The organism is Faecalicatena contorta (genome assembly GCF_021531995.1).
GTDB classification, from domain to species: domain Bacteria; phylum Bacillota; class Clostridia; order Lachnospirales; family Lachnospiraceae; genus Dorea_A; species Dorea_A contorta_A.
Map to the genome: position 1 here is coordinate 42104 of NZ_JAFBIZ010000005.1, position 16909 is coordinate 59012.

The 16909-nt window shown below is 44.3% G+C and carries 15 protein-coding genes and 1 tRNA gene; 4 read left to right on the top strand and 12 right to left on the bottom strand.

Annotated features, from left to right (window positions below; genetic code table 11):
- Positions 1-8: 8 nt before the first annotated feature.
- The 7 genes from fabG to sdaAB all read right to left on the bottom strand — a co-directional run bounded on the left by fabG (position 9) and on the right by sdaAB (position 5685).
- Positions 9-749, bottom strand: coding sequence for a 3-oxoacyl-[acyl-carrier-protein] reductase (gene fabG, locus JQM82_RS01440; protein WP_235248123.1), 741 nt, complete (start codon positions 747-749; stop codon positions 9-11).
- Positions 750-760: 11 nt separating this feature from the next.
- Entirely contained in the window at positions 761-1678 is a 918-nt protein-coding gene (gene fabD / locus JQM82_RS01445) for an ACP S-malonyltransferase (protein ID WP_235248124.1), read from the bottom strand.
- Positions 1671-2609, bottom strand: a complete 939-nt coding sequence (fabK, locus tag JQM82_RS01450) for an enoyl-[acyl-carrier-protein] reductase FabK (RefSeq protein WP_235248126.1) — start codon at positions 2607-2609, stop codon at positions 1671-1673. The genes fabD and fabK overlap by 8 nt, the downstream gene beginning before the upstream one ends.
- A 22-nt stretch (positions 2610-2631) precedes the next feature.
- Positions 2632-2859 (bottom strand): acyl carrier protein, encoded by a 228-nt coding sequence (gene acpP / locus JQM82_RS01455; RefSeq protein ID WP_235248128.1) that lies wholly within the window; start codon positions 2857-2859, stop codon positions 2632-2634.
- A 95-nt stretch (positions 2860-2954) separates the two neighbouring features.
- Positions 2955-3935, bottom strand: a complete 981-nt coding sequence (locus JQM82_RS01460) for a beta-ketoacyl-ACP synthase III (RefSeq protein ID WP_235248130.1) — start codon at positions 3933-3935, stop codon at positions 2955-2957.
- Positions 3936-4115: 180 nt separating this feature from the next.
- Entirely contained in the window at positions 4116-4985 is an 870-nt protein-coding gene (gene sdaAA / locus JQM82_RS01465; protein ID WP_235248132.1) for an L-serine ammonia-lyase, iron-sulfur-dependent, subunit alpha, read from the bottom strand.
- A gap of 28 nt (positions 4986-5013) precedes the next feature.
- Positions 5014-5685 (bottom strand): L-serine ammonia-lyase, iron-sulfur-dependent subunit beta, encoded by a 672-nt coding sequence (gene sdaAB / locus JQM82_RS01470; protein ID WP_235248134.1) that lies wholly within the window; start codon positions 5683-5685, stop codon positions 5014-5016.
- Between the two features lie 200 nt (positions 5686-5885).
- Here sdaAB and JQM82_RS01475 point away from each other — a divergent pair, with 200 nt between their 5' ends.
- Both JQM82_RS01475 and JQM82_RS01480 read left to right on the top strand, forming a co-directional pair.
- The gene (locus tag JQM82_RS01475; RefSeq protein ID WP_235248136.1) at positions 5886-7004 is read left to right on the top strand and encodes a DUF4317 domain-containing protein; all 1119 of its coding nucleotides are present in this window, start codon (positions 5886-5888) and stop codon (positions 7002-7004) included.
- A 472-nt stretch (positions 7005-7476) separates the two neighbouring features.
- Positions 7477-7560 (top strand) — tRNA-Leu (locus JQM82_RS01480).
- A gap of 161 nt (positions 7561-7721) precedes the next feature.
- Here JQM82_RS01480 and JQM82_RS01485 read toward each other — a convergent pair.
- A complete protein-coding gene (locus JQM82_RS01485; protein ID WP_235248137.1) occupies positions 7722-11510 on the bottom strand; it encodes a leucine-rich repeat protein in 3789 nt (1262 codons plus the stop codon).
- 413 nt (positions 11511-11923) lie between these two features.
- Between JQM82_RS01485 and JQM82_RS01490 the strand changes: the two genes are divergently transcribed.
- The gene (locus tag JQM82_RS01490; protein ID WP_235248138.1) at positions 11924-12508 is read left to right on the top strand and encodes a pseudouridine synthase; all 585 of its coding nucleotides are present in this window, start codon (positions 11924-11926) and stop codon (positions 12506-12508) included.
- Here the strand turns inward: JQM82_RS01490 and tig are convergent, their stop codons facing one another.
- Both tig and cls read right to left on the bottom strand, forming a co-directional pair.
- Positions 12509-13564, bottom strand: coding sequence for a trigger factor (tig, locus tag JQM82_RS01495; RefSeq protein WP_235248139.1), 1056 nt, complete (start codon positions 13562-13564; stop codon positions 12509-12511).
- 127 nt (positions 13565-13691) lie between these two features.
- On the bottom strand, positions 13692-14903 hold the full coding sequence (gene cls, locus JQM82_RS01500) for a cardiolipin synthase (RefSeq protein ID WP_235248140.1): 1212 nt from the start codon (positions 14901-14903) through the stop codon (positions 13692-13694).
- A 163-nt stretch (positions 14904-15066) separates the two neighbouring features.
- Between cls and JQM82_RS01505 the strand changes: the two genes are divergently transcribed.
- Positions 15067-15486 (top strand): hypothetical protein, encoded by a 420-nt coding sequence (locus JQM82_RS01505; protein ID WP_268827642.1) that lies wholly within the window; start codon positions 15067-15069, stop codon positions 15484-15486.
- A 36-nt stretch (positions 15487-15522) separates the two neighbouring features.
- Here JQM82_RS01505 and JQM82_RS01510 read toward each other — a convergent pair whose 3' ends face one another.
- Both JQM82_RS01510 and murI read right to left on the bottom strand, forming a co-directional pair.
- A complete protein-coding gene (locus JQM82_RS01510; protein WP_235248143.1) occupies positions 15523-15981 on the bottom strand; it encodes a DUF1934 domain-containing protein in 459 nt (152 codons plus the stop codon).
- A 9-nt stretch (positions 15982-15990) separates the two neighbouring features.
- Positions 15991-16812 carry a glutamate racemase gene (gene murI / locus JQM82_RS01515; protein ID WP_420370597.1) on the bottom strand — a complete coding sequence of 274 codons (822 nt, stop codon included), beginning with the start codon at positions 16810-16812 and terminating at the stop codon, positions 15991-15993.
- Positions 16813-16909: the final 97 nt, after the last annotated feature.

Here is a 16909-nt window from a genome sequence, read left to right on the forward strand (position 1 = left end):
TCCACTCTCTACATCACCATACCGCCATCTACATGCAGCACCTGTCCGGTAATATATCCGGCATCCTCAGATGCAAGAAATGCTGCCGTTGCTGCCACTTGTTCCGGTTTCCCGAATTTTCCAAGCGGAATCTGGGAGACGGAAGCTTCTTTTACCTTTTCAGACAGAACATCTGTCATATCTGTTTCTATAAATCCCGGTGCAATGGCATTGACTGTAATTCCTCTGGAAGCTACTTCTCTGGCTGTTGCCTTGGTCATTCCGATTATTCCCGCCTTGGAAGCCGCATAATTCACCTGTCCTGCATTGCCTGTCACTCCGACGACAGATGCCATATTGATAATGCGTCCGCTCTTCTGGCGAAGCATCTGGCGTACTGCAAAACGAGTAGTGTTAAATGCACCTTTCAGATTCGTATCAATCACGCGATCAAAATCTTCCTCTGACATCTTCATCAGAAGTCCATCTTTTGTAATCCCTGCATTATTTACCAGAATATCAATTCTTCCATATTCATTCACAACATTCTGAATCATCGCCTGGCATGCCTCATACTCAGATACATTACACTGACAGATGGATGCTTTTCCTCCATCAGCCTCAATCTCCTGCTTTACCTTCTCTGCTTTTTCTTTTGAACCGTTGTAATTGATCACAACTGTTGCTCCCTGCGAAGCCAGTTTACGCGCAATCGCTCTTCCAATTCCTCTGGAAGCTCCTGTTACCAATGCAATCTTTCCTTCTAACATACCTACTCCTTTTACAGTTCTGCTGCTACCTTTTCTACATCATCCAATGTGGCAATGTTATATACTTTCACATTCCGATTAATTTTTTTCATAAATCCTGCCAACGTTCTTCCAGGACCAATCTCGATAAAAGTATCCACACCATCCGCAATCATTGCTTCCATACTTTGCATCCAGCGTACCGGAACACTTACCTGCTCCTTAAGAAGTGCCGGTGTCTGCCCGATATCCATTACTGTCTTCGCGGTAACATTCGTTACATATGGGATCTGAAGTGCGTGAAACTCCGTCTGTTCCAGCTCTTTTGCCAATTCCTCTCCTGCTTCCCGGAGCATTGGAGAATGGAATGGTCCGCTGACATTGAGCATCACCGTTCTTTTTGCCCCTGCTTCTTTCAGCCTTGTCTCTGCTTCTTTTACCGCTTCTGTCTCTCCGGTAATCACAATCTGTCCCGGGCAGTTATAATTCGCAATCGTTACTCCGTCAATTCCATCCGTAATTTCCTCGATTGCCTTTTCATCCATCGCCATGATCGCGCACATGGCTCCTTCTCCTGCCGGCACAGTGTTCTGCATCAGAATTCCTCTTTTGCGAACCAGACGAATGGCATCCATGTCATTCATGCCGCCTGCCACAGCAATGGCGCAATACTCGCCCAGACTTAACCCTGCGGTAATATCAGCCTTCAATCCTTTTTCCTGTGCTGCTCTTGTCATAGCAAGACAGGTTGTAACCAACGCTGCCTGTGTATATTCTGTCAGGTCAAGCTTATCATTCGCTTCAAAGCAAAGTGCCTTCATATCCAGATTCAGTACTTTACTTGCTTCATCATAAATTTGCCTGGACGTCTCATTGTTCTGATAGAAGTCTGCTCCCATTCCGGCCTTCTGCGCGCCCTGTCCAGGATAGATAAATGCTGTCTTACTCATAGAATCCCATTCCTTTCATCAGCGCATCCGTCTCTCTTACCAGCTTTTCAATCAATGCTTTACAGGACATTCTTTCCTTAACCATACCTGCAATCTGTCCTGCCATGACACTTCCGTTCTTCACGTCACCATCTACCACAGCTCTGCGTAATCCGCCAAGTGTCAGCTGTTCCAGTTCCTCAAAGCCTGCACCTTTGTTTTCCAATTCAATGTATTTCTTTGTCATATCATTGCGAAGCGCACGAACCGGATGTCCGGTCGTCCTTCCTGTGACACGTGAATCAATATCCTTCGCTTTGATAATTCTTTCTTTATAATTGTCATGTACCTGAGATTCATCCGTTACAACAAAATGAGTTCCCATCTGTACACCTTTTGCTCCCAGCATAAATGCTGCCGCAATTCCTCTTCCATCTGCAATTCCGCCGGCTGCAATGACCGGAATATTCACCGCATCTGCGACCTGCGGTACCAATACCATCGTCGTATTCTCTCCAATGTGGCCGCCCGCTTCACATCCTTCCGCCACCAGTGCGTCAGCTCCGCAGCGTTCCATTCTCTTTGCCAGGGCTACAGAAGCAACCACAGGAATCACCTTAACCCCTGCTTCTTTCCACATCTTCATGTACTTTTCAGGATTTCCCGCACCGGTTGTAACTACTTTTACACCTTCTTCTACAACAACTTTTGCCACATCATCTGCATATGGGCTCATCAGCATAATATTGACTCCAAATGGCTTATCTGTCAGTTTCTTTGCTTCGCGTACCTGTTCTCTTACCCACTCGGCAGGTGCACTTGCCGCGCCGATCAGTCCGAGACCTCCTGCTTCTGATACAGCTGCTGCCAGATGATACTCTGCAACCCATGCCATGCCTCCCTGGATGATCGGATATTCGATTCCTAATAATCTGGTTACTTCTGTCTGCATATCTAAAAACCCCGCTTCTTTCTTATTCTTTGTGTGCGTTAATATACTCCACAACATCTCCTACAGTAGCTATTTTTTCCAGATCTTCTGTCGGGATCTCAATCTCAAACTCATCTTCCAGAGCCATTGCAAGCTCAAAAAGATCCAGAGAATCTGCTCCAAGATCTTCTTTAAAGGTAGACCCCTCTGTTATTGCATCCTCATTTACTCCAAGATTTTCAGCAATCATTGTCTTAATCTGTTCTAACATTTCATTTTCTCCTTTTTCATTTTTTTCTTAAAACTCTATATAAACCGGGAAAGCTTGCACCACCGGTTTATCGCATCATTCTCCCATCCTGCCGGTTACCATTCCAGCAAGGATGCTCCCCAGGTAAGTCCTGCTCCAAATCCTGCCAGGATGATCTTCTGCCCGTTCTTTAATAGTCCCTTCCGATTCATCTCATCTAACAGAATCGGAATGCTCGCAGAGGATGTATTGCCATACTCCTGCAGATTCATCGGAAATTTCTCAATAGGCTCTTCCAGGCGCTTTGCCACAGATTCCACAATCCTTCGATTTGCCTGATGTAGAATATACCATGCAATCTCTTCTTTTTTCATCTGATTCTTTTCCAGTAATTCTTCCACAGCCTGTGGTACACTCTTTACCGCAAATTTGAACACTGCCCGGCCATCCATCTGCATCAGGTAACGATCCTCCATCCATTCCTGCGGATCTACTTTCCCGGCAAGTTCACTTTTATTGTAACGGCTGGTACAGCTAAGTGCCGCTCCCTTTGCCCCATCGGAGTGCGTTACCGGAATATACGCCTTCTGAGCACAGGCTTTTACAACAGCTGCCCCCGCCCCGTCTCCGAATAAAATACAGGTACCGCGATCTTTCCAGTTCGTCAGATTGGACAGGCTTTCGCTTCCTATGATCAACGCATTCTGGTATACCCCGGAAGCAAGGTATGCCATCGCTGTATTGTAGGCGAGCACAAATCCGGTACAGGCCGCACTGAGATCAAAACAGGTTGCATGAACTGCGCCCAGTTCTTTTTGAACCTCACAAGCTGCACACGGGAGCACAACATTCGAAGATATCGTCGATACAAGAATCAGATCGATCTCCTGTGCAGACATTCCCGCATTGTCCAGAGCTCTCTTTCCTGCTTCCGCCGCCATTGACACCGTTGTTTCTTCTCTGATGATATGACGTCTTACAACTCCGGTTCGCTCCTGTATCCATTCATCACTGGTCTCTACCAGCTTTGCAATATCATGATTATCCATTACGAATGACGGCACACACGATCCCGTTCCACATATTTTTCCAGTCATATAAATACCTCTGTTTACTTTGAATACAAGTTATTTTGACTTTCAAAGTATATATCATATTGTTTTGCATGTCAAGTATTTTGATTATCAAAATATTATCCTAAAAAAATGCTGCAGACGAAAAGCCGGCATCAGGACTTTTTCCCCGTCCCGATGCCGGTTTATTTCTGACTTCAGATTTTACATATTCATCTGTTTTACAACTTCCTCAGCTGCCGGGCTTCCTGCCACGCCGCCGACTCCGGTCTCGCGCAGAGAGACATCCATCTTATCTCCGACCTCTTTCATCGCATCAATGACCTGATCTACCGGAATCTTGCTTGTGATTCCCGCCAATGCCATATCGGCTGCCGCCATCGCATTTACAGCACCTCCGACATTTCTCTTTACGCAGGGAACTTCTACCAGTCCGCCCACCGGATCACATACCAGTCCCATCAGATTCTTAAGCGCCATCGCACAGGCATCTCCAATCTGCTGTGTATTTCCACCTCTGACATAACAGATCGCTCCTGCCGCCATTCCGGAACCGGAGCCAATCTCCGCCTGACATCCACCGGAAGCACCGGCAAGATATGCACGATTGGCAATGATCTGTCCCAGACCTGCTGCCACATACATAGCTTCGATCATCGTTTCTTCCGGAACATCGTATTCACGATAATAAGTAACCAGAACCGCAGGCAGTACACCACAGGCACCTGCCGTCGGAGCAGCAACGATACGCTTCATACAGGCATTGTTACATCCCATTTTTAATGCATTGGTCATTACTTTCGCCATAAAATTACCGCACAGAGGATCTCCCGTCTGCAGATACTGTTCCATAAGCCCGCCTTCTTTTCCGACCAGGCCGCTTCTGGATACTCTGTCCGGTTCATAAGCATCCAATGCATCCAGCATGGAATGCCACATATATTTCATCTTTTCCCAGGAATCCTCAACTTTGATGCCGCGTTCATCTGCATCTTCGAGCTGTATCGCCTTCCAGAATGGAATCCTGTCTTTTTCACACCTTTCCAGTGCTTCTTCCATTGATTGATATGACATACTCTTTTATATCCTCCACTATCATATATTACGTTGTCCCGTTGGGATCAAGGAATTTCACTCTTATAATTCCCGGCTTTCTTTCCAGATCTTCGATTGCCTCACGAGGTACGATCTGATCCGTCTCAACTACCATAACCGCCGTACCGCCACGCTTATCACGGAACACCTGCATGGTAGCAACATTAATCTCTGCATTGCTCAAAGCATTCGCCACTTCTCTGATTCTTCCCGGCTCGTCCACGTTGCGGATAATCAGTGTGCAGCTCTCACCACTGAAGTTTACATCGATCCCATCCAGTTTACATACCCGGATTCTTCCACCTCCGATGGAATATGCCTGAATCTTCATCGTCGGTGCTCCGTTTGCTTCCATAATAATCTGGGCCGTATTCGGATGGGCTTCCTTGATATCCTTATTCTGAATGGTAAATTCCATTCCCTCCTCATGTGCTACTTCAAAACTGGTCGGAATCCTCATGTCGTCCGGCATCATCCCCAGAAGACCCGCGATCAACGCTTTATCCGTTCCATGTCCTTTCCCCGTTGCTGCAAACGAACCATGCAGATATACGGTTGCTTTCTCCGGCTGTCTTCCAAAGAGCTGTCTTGCAATCAGACCGATACGTGCTGCTCCTGCCGTGTGGGAACTGGACGGACCTACCATAACTGGTCCCAGAATGTCAAATATATTTCCCATTTATTTACCCTCTCTTTTCTTATTTTGACATATTTCTTCTTTTATTATACTTGTCTTACTCAAGCTTTACAACGAGAATTTACAGCATTTCTAAAAGGGGTCTTCTCCTGTTTCTTTCTCAAAACTCCCTTTTGGAAATGTTGTAAAATACATTGGAATATGCTAAGATTGGATACAGTCTAAAAAAGGAAGTGCAGATAATGAATAAAAAAGAAGTACTGGAAATCCGCAAGCAGTTTACTCCGGAAAACTGTGCGATCACCCGTATCTGTGGCTGCTATGTGGATCATGAAAAAGAGAAAAAAATGGAGATGAAAAAAGCCTTTCTTTCCCTGCCGGAGGAAGAGGCTTTCAAATACTTTGACATATTTAAACACACACTCTCCGGCACACTCGGAAAGAATCTGATCAATATGGAATTCCCTCTGGAGCAGGAATTAAACGGAGGAACCCAGGAATTCCTGTTAAAGCTTCGCGACAGCAGACTAGAAGACGATCTGCTTCTGGAGGAATTCTATGACAAAGTAATCGAAAACTATGAATATGGCGAGAATTACTTCATCGTGCTGATCCATGCCGTCTACGATGTTCCGGGAGTAGCAAAAGACGGAATGGAGATGGATGACGCTTCCGATACGGTCTATGATCATATCCTGTGCAGTATCTGTCCGGTGAATCTCACCAAGGCAGGACTTACTTACAACGCTCTTACCAATAACATTGAAGACCGTATTCGCGACTGGATTGTAGACGGACCTGTGAAAGGCTTCCTCTTTCCTGCATTCCAGGATCGCGCCACCGACCTGCATGGCGTCCTGTATTATACAAAGAAGCCGGAAGAACTTCAACCTGCCTTTATCTCCAACGTTCTCGGCGCAGCCATTCCACTGACTGCCGGTGATCAGAAGACCACCTTTCAGGCCATAATCAGTGATACTCTGGGAGATGACTGCGATTATGAAGTTGTCCGTAATATCCATGACAATCTGAATGAAATGCTGGAAGAATCCAAAGAAGAACCAGAGCCACTGGAATTATCCAAACCCGATGTCAGGAAACTCTTATCCAGAAGTGGTGTATCTGAGGAAAAGCTTGAATCCTTCGACAAAGAGTATGAAGAAACCGTCGGCGAACACAAAACACTCCTTGCGTCCAATATTGCCAGTGCCAAAACGTTCCAAATCGAGACGCCTGATATCATCATAAAAGTGAATCCGGAACGCTCAGATCTGGTAGAGACCCGGGAAATCGACGGCAGACGCTGCCTGGTCATCGCCATCGACGATCATCTGGAAGTAAATGGGATCGAAGTAAAGTAAGGATTCCTTGGCTCTCTACTGGCATCGAGATTCTGGAAATTCCTGATATCTCGATGCCATTTTGTGTCAGGGCGGGTCCTTCATCCTTTGACATGCATCGAGTTACAACATATTTCTTAATTATATATGTATTTTTCCTTCCAAAATCATCCATATTCTCTGTTTTTGTCATCTAGTTACCAGTTTCTTACATTTTTTAGATGCATATTTCTACTCAAAATACCTTTTTCTGGCATATATGTGATCTGATTTTTTTAATTCTCGATGCAAACTCCTCTCTCCAATATAACTTTTCAGCATATATTTATCTGAATTTGTCAAATCCTCGATGCAAAACGATTTCTAAAACGAACACACTGCCTTCCTGAGATCTTCTTTTTTCGCTTCCGACATTTTTTTGCGAGATTTTTTTTAATTTTTTCAAAAAAGTATTTGCATTCTCGTGTATCCTGTGATAGAATACTTTTTGTCAGCGGAGATGGCGGAATGGCAGACGCGCTAGATTCAGGTTCTAGTGGGAGTTCATCCTGTGAGGGTTCAAGTCCCTTTCTCCGCATCACAAAAGCCCTTGAAATTCAAGGGCTTTTTCATTCTGTCTAAAGTTCACACTGTATCCTGTTATCTTCCTTACGGCAACAAATAAAGCAGTGTCAATCACTCATTTTCAAAGCCCCGGCAGACTTATCACTCAATCTGCCGGGGCTTTTTATGTATCATCTACTGTTTTGTTTTCCCCGGAACCCATTTTCCGTTTGCGTCTACATAATATCTGTCGTTGTCGACCCATTCATCTGTAGCCATCACTCCATCGGACTTCAGATAATAATTGCCAACCCACTTACTCGTTACTTTTCTGCCATTGGAATCAAAATAGTAATACTCTCCGTCAATGGACTGCCAACCGGTTACCATCGCTCCGGTTCCCTTGAAATAATACGTATGATCCAGCCATTCATTCGCATACATGATGCCGGTTGCCGGTGCAAAATAATACCAGGTGCTTCCGGACTGCAGCCAGCCGGTCGCCTTTGCTCCTGAACTCTTGAAATAGTACCAGTTCTCGTCCAGCTGAAGCCAGCCGGTCGCCATCACGCCGTCGCCCTTCAGATAGTAGGTATCCTGATACCATTCATTCTCCAGCATCGCTCCGGTCTCTGAATCCATATAGTACCACTTACCTGCGGACTGCAGCCAGCCGCTTGCTCTGACACCGCTGCTGTTCAGGTAATACCATTTACCGGAGAGATCCAGCCAGCCGGTCGCCATAGCTCCGCCACTCTTCAGATAATAATACTTGCCATCCAGTTTCAGCCACTGATTCTCATACATCATTCCTGTCGCCGGATCAAAATAGTACCACGTATTCTTAATCTTATTCCATCCGGTCACACGATAACCGGATGCATTGAAATAATACCATTGTTCGTCAATCTTCTTCCAGCAGCTCACCGGATAGGTTCCATCCGTACAAAGGAACCACCAGCCTTTGGAATTGGACTTCCATTCACCCAGAGGCAATTTCGAAATACTCTGAATCTCTTCGTCTCCGCACTTGCTGCATACACGCTTCTTACATCCTTCTTCCGAAGTCGTCGCTTCTTTTACCGTCTGCCATTCTCCATATGTATGTCCCGCTGCAGGGATTACTCGTGCACTATCCTCTTTTACTGCATCACAGGTGCTGCAATGAATACTTTCACTTCCCACTTCCGTACATGTTGCTTCTTTCTCTACTGTATAGTCTGTATTCCAGGTGTGACCCTTGGCCGGGATCTCTTCCGTCCTGGTCGTTCCACATGCTGTACAGGTATAGGTCTTTTCGCCTTCTTCCGTACACGTTGCCTCCGTTGTCACCTTTCCTTCATCCCAGCTGTGGCCCTTCGACGGTATCTCACGTACACTATCTTCTTTTACTGTATCACAGACACTGCAATGAATGCTTTCACTTCCCGCTTCTGTACACGTTGCTTCTTTGGCCACTGTATAGTCTGTATTCCATGTATGGCCTTTGGCCGGGATCTCTTCCGTCCTGGTTGTTCCGCACACTGTACAGGTATAGATCTTTTCGCCTTCTTCCGTGCACGTTGCCTCCGTTGTCACCTTTCCTTCATCCCAGCTGTGGCCCTTCGCCGGGATCTCTCGTGCACTATCCTCTTTTACCACATCACAGACACTGCAATGAATGCTTTCACTTCCCGCTTCTGTACATGTTGCTTCTTTGTCCACTGTATAGTCTGTATTCCAGGTGTGGCCTTTTGCTGGGATCTCTTCCGTCCTGATGATTCCGCACACTGTACAGGTATAGGTCTTTTCTCCGGTTTCCGTACACGTTGCTTCCGTTGTCACTTTTCCTTCATCCCATCTGTGACCCTTCGCCGGGATCTCTCGTTCACTATCCTCTTTTACTGCATCACAGACACTGCAATGAATACTTTCACTTCCTGCTTCTGTACACGTTGCTTCTTTGTCCACTGTATAGTCTGTATTCCAGGTATGACCCTTGGCCGGTATCTCTCGTGAACTCTCCTTTTTCACCTCATCACAGACACTGCAATGAATACTTTCACTTCCGATTTCTGTGCAGGTTGCCTCTTTATCTACTGTATAATCTTCATCCCAGGTATGGCCCTTTTCTGGAATCACTTCCGTCTTTGTACCTTCACAAACAGTACATATATACAGCTCCTCTCCAGCTTCTGTACACGTTGCTTCTGTGATTACCTCTCCTTCATCCCAGACATGATCACAGATGTACACTTCAAATTCCCTGTTATATTTTTCTGCATATTCCTGCGCTGTCGTATTCTCAAAACCATAGATTCGCTCAAAAGGAAGTGTATTTTGACTATCCGCAATCGTACATTCCTTATTAATCACAACTGCAGAAGTCAATCCTTTACAATTATTAAACGCATCCAGCCCAATGTACTTCACATTTTTTGACAGGAACACATTTCCTGACAAATTACTACATCCATTGAAAGCTTCATTTCCAATAAATGTAACATTCAACGGAAGAACCAGTTCTCCATCAAAGCCTCTACACCCCTCAAAAGTTTCTTCTTCAATTCTTGTGACACCTTCGGGTATTACCAACTGGCCGGAAAGTTTTGAACAGGTGCTGAAAGCTGAAGTCCCAATACTTACCAGGCCCTCTGGCAGTACCAGCTTTCCATCAAATCCGCTACACCCTGAGAAAGTTCTATCTTCAATTCTGCTCAGATGTTCAGGCAACACCAGATCACCACTAAAATACTTACAAGAAATGAATGCTCCACTTCCGATAGAAGTCAAGCTATCCGGCAATTCTAAAGTTCCGGTAAAATTACAATTATTAAACGCTGAATTTCCTATCGTTTCAAGCTTTGCCGGCAATACCAGGTTCCCGGTAAAACCACTGCATGAACTAAACGCTTCATTTCCTATCGTCCTCAAATTCTCTGAAAGTCTTAATTCTGTAAACTTGTTGCAGCCAAAAAACGCTTGTGCTCCAATCGTTTCCACTTTCGCAGGTATAACCAGACTTCCTGTAAAACCATTGCAGGCCCCAAAAGCATCACGCTCTATGGATGTTAAGTTTTCCGACAATTGAAGCTCGGTAAATTGTTTACATCCATAAAAGGTACTTTCCTCAATTTTCATTATGCCTTCTGGTATAATCAGTTTCCCAGTAAAGCCTTCGCAATGACTAAACGCGCTTTTCCCAATATTCTTCAATCCTTCCGGCAATACCAGACTTCCTGTAAATCCACTACATCCCAAAAAAGCAGACTTCCCGATGGATGATATATTTTCTGACAGTTGAAGGCCTGTAAAGTTCTTACAATCACAGAATGTATATTCTTCAATTTTCGTTATCTCTTTCGGTATGATCAATTTTCCGGTAAAGCCTTCACACTGATAAAAAGCCCAACTGCCAATACTCTTTAACCCCTCCGGTAATACCAGGTTCCCGATAAAACCACTACATTGATAAAAGGCAGAAGAGCCGATTTCTGTAACACTATCCGGAATGATCAATTCTCCACCCAATTTTGCAAATTGATAAAAAGCTTGTTTACCAATATAGGTAATTCCCTGCTGGATCTCCAGTTTTTCCAGACTCTCTTTGTAGTTATTCCATGGCGCATTTCCATAATAATCTTTCATGGCACCATTTCCGCTGATCACCAGGGTATCTCCCGTCTCGTCAGCATTACTGTCCAGCACCGTCCATACCACATTATCCTCCGTAGTAGCTCCACAGCTTCCACTTTCGATAACAATGCTTTCTTCTTCGGATTCCAAAACAATCTCTTCCTCAACCTCTTCGGTTCTTTCGATACTGTCTTCTTCGGCCGTCTGCTCCTCAGGAATCTGTTCTTCTACGATCTGCTCTCCTGCGCTAACGACTGCCGCCTGTTCGGATTCCGCATCGGCGGCATAAGCTAACAGCATCGTATTGGGAATCACTGAATTGACAGTCAGTATCCCCACACCTAACAATGCAATCCATTTTTTTCTCATCAATACAATCCCTCTCCTTTGTATACCAATTTTCCTGTCACTAAAACGCACAAAACAGTTTTTATTCCAGTAACTATATTCTATCATATATGGAAGAAAATTCCGATACTATATTATACTTTCCTCAATTTCAAAAAAAATATAACACAACTGCTACTCCGTAAGGGGCAACAGCCGTGACTATCTTTATCTCATACTTTTTATATATTCAGTAACGCCTTCACTGACTAACTGTTTGGAAAGTTCACCAATCTGCTCAAGGGTACATTCCTTTTGATGGTCATACCAGAAATGCTTCCATTGAGTTTTTTTGAAGATTTACTGATTTTTTACGAAATTCTGTAAAAATATGGTACACTGTCAAAAGGTAACTCTTGGATACCGGGAATCCATAACTGGAGGTGCTTTATTCCATGTATCACTACTATATGTTCCACAAGCCTTTCGGCTGTGTCACTGCCCGCCGGGATGACCGCTATCCGACGGTCATGGACTATTTTTCCGAACTTCACAATGACAATCTGAATCCGGTAGGACGTCTGGACCGCGAGACCACCGGGCTTCTTCTGATCACCGATGACGGCATGTGGAATCAGAAACTTACTCACCCGGCTTATCACAAAGAAAAGACCTATGAATTTACGGTTCTTGGAGACCTGACCGAAGAGAGAATCCGCGCATTAGAAAACGGCGTCCTCTTAAAGGGCGCCGCCAGTCTTACTTCTCCTGCCCGGATCACAATCACCGGGCACAATATTCTTTCTGCTATTCTTCCTTCTCTCCACCCGGAAGTACAGGCATCCATCTCCTCTAATCTGCCGGAGCATCCTGTCACCTTCGGAACCATCACAATCACCGAGGGAAAGAAACGGCAGATCCGCCGTATGATGAAGTATGTTCATTGCTGTGTGATTGAGCTGAAACGCATCTCCATCGGCAATATTCGACTGGATCCTCAGCTAAAACCGGGGGAATGGAAAGAATTCTTTCCTGACTGATTATTTGGATGCTACCTGAACACAGTGTTCTCTTACCCACTCTTTGACCAGGTTATTGAGGACAATATCCTTCAGATCTTCTTCTGAAGCTGCTTCCTTCAGAGAATCAACATCCGTATATCCGTACAGATCAGCCAGCTCTTTCAGCTCTTTTTCATAGGTTTCATCATCCATCTTAATCTTCTCTTTGTCAGCAATGGCTTCTGTTGCCATCTTCTGCTTAATATTTTCCTTTGCAACGTCTTCGACCTGCTGTTCAAAGTCCTCGACCGTTGTTCCCATCTGAGTTTCGATAAAGTCTTCATACTCCTGTCCATAATATTCAGCTGCTGTCTTATACTGTTCGATCAGTGAATCTGAGAACTCTTTCACTTCATCCTCCGGGTATTTTTTCACTTCCGTATTCTCCAGAACCTTATCCCATGCTTCCTGTGTAAGAGAATCTTCGTAATTCTGCTCGTTGTCTTCTTCCAGCTGCTTCTTAACTTCTTCCTTATATTCCTTTACATTGGCAGACTCTTCAGACACCTGTTTTACAAAATCATCCGTCAGTTCCGGAACTTCCGTCTGAGCAATGGATTTTACAGTAATCGTAAATACAACATCTTTTCCAGCCAGATCTGTATTGTCATAATCATCCGGGAATTTTCCATTCCAGTCATAAGTCTCTCCGATCTCGTGTCCGATCACACTGTCTTCAAACCCTTCAATAAACTGTCCGGAACCAATTTCCAGCGGATAATCGGTGGAAGATCCACCGTCAAATTCTTCGCCATCTATCTTTCCGACAAAATCAATCGTAGCCGTATCTCCACTTTCTACCGCACGGTCTGTGATCTCCTTTGTAGTCGCATTAGACTGCAAAGTGGCATTGATCGCATTCTCTACATCTTCATCTGTAACCTCTTCCGGTTTTTCCACCTCTTCTACTTCTACACCCTTGTACATGCTGATCTTCAGTTCATCTGTTTCCAGACCCTTGCTAGCAGCACACCCGGACAGAAGCATGGAAGCTGCAAGAACTCCTGTTAATATAGCTATAACTTTCTTTTTCATATCGCACCTCATAATATCTTAATTAATTGCAGACTGCGCCTTCATCAGACTACCATTATGTTATAGCACATTCCGTTTCACATTCAAAGTGTTTTCACACATATTTCACTCTTTTATTCTCCGAACCCTATAACAAAGGGGAAAACAGACGACATACATATTCCAGAAAATGAGTCCTGACAGAACGACTACGATACATGAGCTCTGACATCCTTGTACACTGCCTGCTGTCTGCCCAAAAGATTCTTTCACATGTTTTGGCTGTTTCCGAATCAAAGATCAGGGCATTCGCTTCACAATTCAGATGAAAGCTCCGCATATCCATATTCGCACTTCCAATGCATGTCACTTTTTTGTCCACACACATGCACTTTGCGTGCAGGAATCCTTTCTCGTACCTGTAACAGACCGCCCCGTGCTTTACCATCTCTTCTATATAAGAGCTTGTTGCGCGATATACGATTGGATGATCCGGTTTGCACGGATACATAATACATACGAATATACCGTTTTCAAGTGCCTGAAGCAAAGCTTCCCGAATCTTCCTGTCTGGTACAAAATAAGGAGTCTGAATCAGAATTGCCTTCCTTGCATGCCGGATCAGATACAGATAATTATCACGAATCAAGGGACGGAATGAATCCGGTCCTCCGGATATGATCTGGACTGCCTTATCTCCGGAACCATGATTCTGTATAGATTGAGCATTCTTGTGTTGCAGGATCAGTTCCTGACTCGTCGCATAATACCAGTCACGAAAAAAACGCAGCAACAGGGTTACAACTGCGCTCCCCTCTATCCGGATATGTGTATCCCTCCAGTATCCAAATCTCCGATCATAACCCAGATACTCCTTTCCGATATTATATCCGCCAAGGAATCCAATCTTTCCGTCAATGACTGCTATCTTACGATGATTCCTGCAATTGACCCATCTTCCGGAAAGCATCATTCCGAGACTTCTTCGTTGTCCGCCACCTATATTACCATCTGTCTTAGCCACATGAATTCCCTTGTTACGAAGCATATTCCATCTGCCTGCACAGACATTCCGACTGCCCAGCCCATCAAACAGTATCCTGACTTCCACTCCCTGTCCGGCCTTTTTCCTCAGCACTTTTTCCATCTTCTTCCACACCAGATCCTCCCGGATGATATAATACTGCAGATAGATGGAAGATCTGGCCTTCTTCATCTCTACTATCAGTGCGTGAAACAGTTCTCTGCCCTCGGTATAGATCTGCACCTCATTGTCATCTGTCAGCACAGCATCTCCCATTCTGCGATTATAGCGTATTAATTCTTGATACACTTTAAACTCTGACTCTGGATTTCCCATATCATTCCACCTGTCCGTTCTCTTTTGCCTCTATTATTCCTTTCTTTTCAGAAAACTAATCGAAAATCTTCGGAGCTCTTGCACTTGCCTTTAAAGAATGTTACAATATACGTCATGAAAACAGATTTTTAGGAGGTACATTGTGAAGATATTTACAATCGTAATGCTTGTTATTCTTGTAGTATTAATCGTTGCATGCATCGTATTATATTTTTTAGGGAAGAGAGCAGAAAAGAAACAGGCTGAACAGCAGCAGCAGCTGGACGCAGTTGCACAGACAATGTCTATGCTCATCATTGACAAGAAAAAGATGAGACTCAAAGACGCAGGATTTCCGCAGATCGTGATCGACAACACACCAAAGTATCTGCGCCGTTCCAAAGTTCCTGTTGTAAAAGCAAAGATCGGACCAAAGATCATGACCCTTATGTGTGACGCTCAGGTATATCCGCTGATTCCTGTAAAGAAGGAAGTAAAAGCTACCGTAAGCGGCATCTACATTACGGCAGTAAAAGGCGTAAGAGGTTCACTGGAGACACCACAGAAGAAAAAAGGCTTTTTTGCAAGATTAACAGGCAAATAATCCAAAAGCATAAGATTAAGAAAAAAGCATTGGAGCTTAATGTTCCAATGCTTTTATATTCAGCGATATATTACAATCTGCCACCGGTTCACTGTTAATATCCAGCGCATAATTGACACGAACTTCTATCAGTGATTCCCTGACATCTACACGCATCTCTTTTGTATGAACTCCCATCATCAGTTCTCCATAGGGTGTCTCATACTCTGTCATATGAATCTTATCCTTTTCAAATATCATATGCGTATTCGTCAGTCCGCTTTTGATAATCTCCAGTTTCTCTTCCCCGGTAATACGTACTTTGTTCTTAATGACTCCCGGTACCCCTTCCACGACTTCATCATAAAGGACATAGTGTTTGCCGTTTTTCAGATAATAAGCGGCCGGTGTAATCATCTCAATCGGCTCATTATCTTCACCATTTTCACAATCATCTGCATATCCGGACACCTCATAATGCAGCCCGGATATACTGAGCAGTACATCTTTCGTCATAATCTCTCCTTAATACTCTTCTATATTAATCTGCTTTGTCTTTGTCACATCATATGGAAGAATGGAATCTGCAAATCTGGTAAACTTCCCTGCCGCATCACTGACATAGAAGTCATAAGTTCCAGGCTCGCCGGAATGATTGGCAATATTACTTTCTTTCAATATTGCTTTCAGATCCATCGCTGTCTCATATGCAGGATTCACAATATGTACTTTCTCCCCGAAATACTCCATAATTCTGGAGCGAAGAAGCGGATAATGGGTACATCCGAGAATCAAAGTATCAATATCCGTCTTCTTCATATCCGCCAGATAGATATCAATCACTTCCTCTGTGATTCTGTGCTTTGCAAATCCCTCTTCCACCAGCGGAACAAAAAGCGGACACGGCTTTCCTACCACCTCTGCATCCGCTTTCAGACTGCGGATTACTTTCGTATATGTCTCACTCTGTATCGTTGCCTCTGTCCCCAGAACACCAATCTTTCCATTTCTCGTCTCCGATACAGCAGCTCTCGCTCCCGGTATGATCACTCCAATGATCGGGATATCAAACTCCTTCTGTACAGTGTCCAGTGCCAGTGCGCTGGCTGTATTACACGCAATTACAATCGCCTTAACCTTCTTGGTTCTTAAGAAATGAATGATCTGTCTTGAGAAACGGATAATATTATTTTTTGACTTACTTCCATAAGGAACTCTTGCTGTATCTCCGAAATACACCACATTCTCCTCGGGCAGCTGACGCATGATCTCTCTTGCAACAGTAAGTCCACCCACACCTGAATCAAACACTCCGATTGGTGCTGTATTATTATTTTCCATAGCCATGTATCTCCTTTATTAATTACATCCACTCGTATTACCTATTGTATCCTCTTGTACCGCAGTTTTCAAGTGTATAGATTTTTTCTATTAGTATTTTTTC

Bases quoted from the DNA above. Each gene is read 5' to 3' on its own strand.
- fabD (WP_235248124.1), bottom strand. From the start codon at position 1,678: ATGAGTAAGACAGCATTTATCTATCCTGGACAGGGCGCGCAGAAGGCC.
- fabK (WP_235248126.1), bottom strand. From the start codon at position 2,609: ATGCAGACAGAAGTAACCAGATTATTAGGAATCGAATATCCGATCATC.
- fabG (WP_235248123.1), bottom strand. From the start codon at position 749: ATGTTAGAAGGAAAGATTGCATTGGTAACAGGAGCTTCCAGAGGAATT.
- JQM82_RS01475 (WP_235248136.1), top strand. From the start codon at position 5,886: ATGAATAAAAAAGAAGTACTGGAAATCCGCAAGCAGTTTACTCCGGAA.
- JQM82_RS01510 (WP_235248143.1), bottom strand. From the start codon at position 15,981: ATGACGAAAGATGTACTGCTCAGTATATCCGGGCTGCATTATGAGGTG.
- murI (WP_420370597.1), bottom strand. From the start codon at position 16,812: ATGGCTATGGAAAATAATAATACAGCACCAATCGGAGTGTTTGATTCA.
- cls (WP_235248140.1), bottom strand. From the start codon at position 14,903: ATGGGAAATCCAGAGTCAGAGTTTAAAGTGTATCAAGAATTAATACGC.
- JQM82_RS01460 (WP_235248130.1), bottom strand. From the start codon at position 3,935: ATGACTGGAAAAATATGTGGAACGGGATCGTGTGTGCCGTCATTCGTA.
- acpP (WP_235248128.1), bottom strand. From the start codon at position 2,859: ATGTTAGAACAGATTAAGACAATGATTGCTGAAAATCTTGGAGTAAAT.
- JQM82_RS01485 (WP_235248137.1), bottom strand. From the start codon at position 11,510: ATGAGAAAAAAATGGATTGCATTGTTAGGTGTGGGGATACTGACTGTC.
- sdaAB (WP_235248134.1), bottom strand. From the start codon at position 5,685: ATGGGAAATATATTTGACATTCTGGGACCAGTTATGGTAGGTCCGTCC.
- tig (WP_235248139.1), bottom strand. From the start codon at position 13,564: ATGAAAAAGAAAGTTATAGCTATATTAACAGGAGTTCTTGCAGCTTCC.
- JQM82_RS01505 (WP_268827642.1), top strand. From the start codon at position 15,067: ATGCTTGTTATTCTTGTAGTATTAATCGTTGCATGCATCGTATTATAT.
- sdaAA (WP_235248132.1), bottom strand. From the start codon at position 4,985: ATGTCATATCAATCAATGGAAGAAGCACTGGAAAGGTGTGAAAAAGAC.
- JQM82_RS01490 (WP_235248138.1), top strand. From the start codon at position 11,924: ATGTATCACTACTATATGTTCCACAAGCCTTTCGGCTGTGTCACTGCC.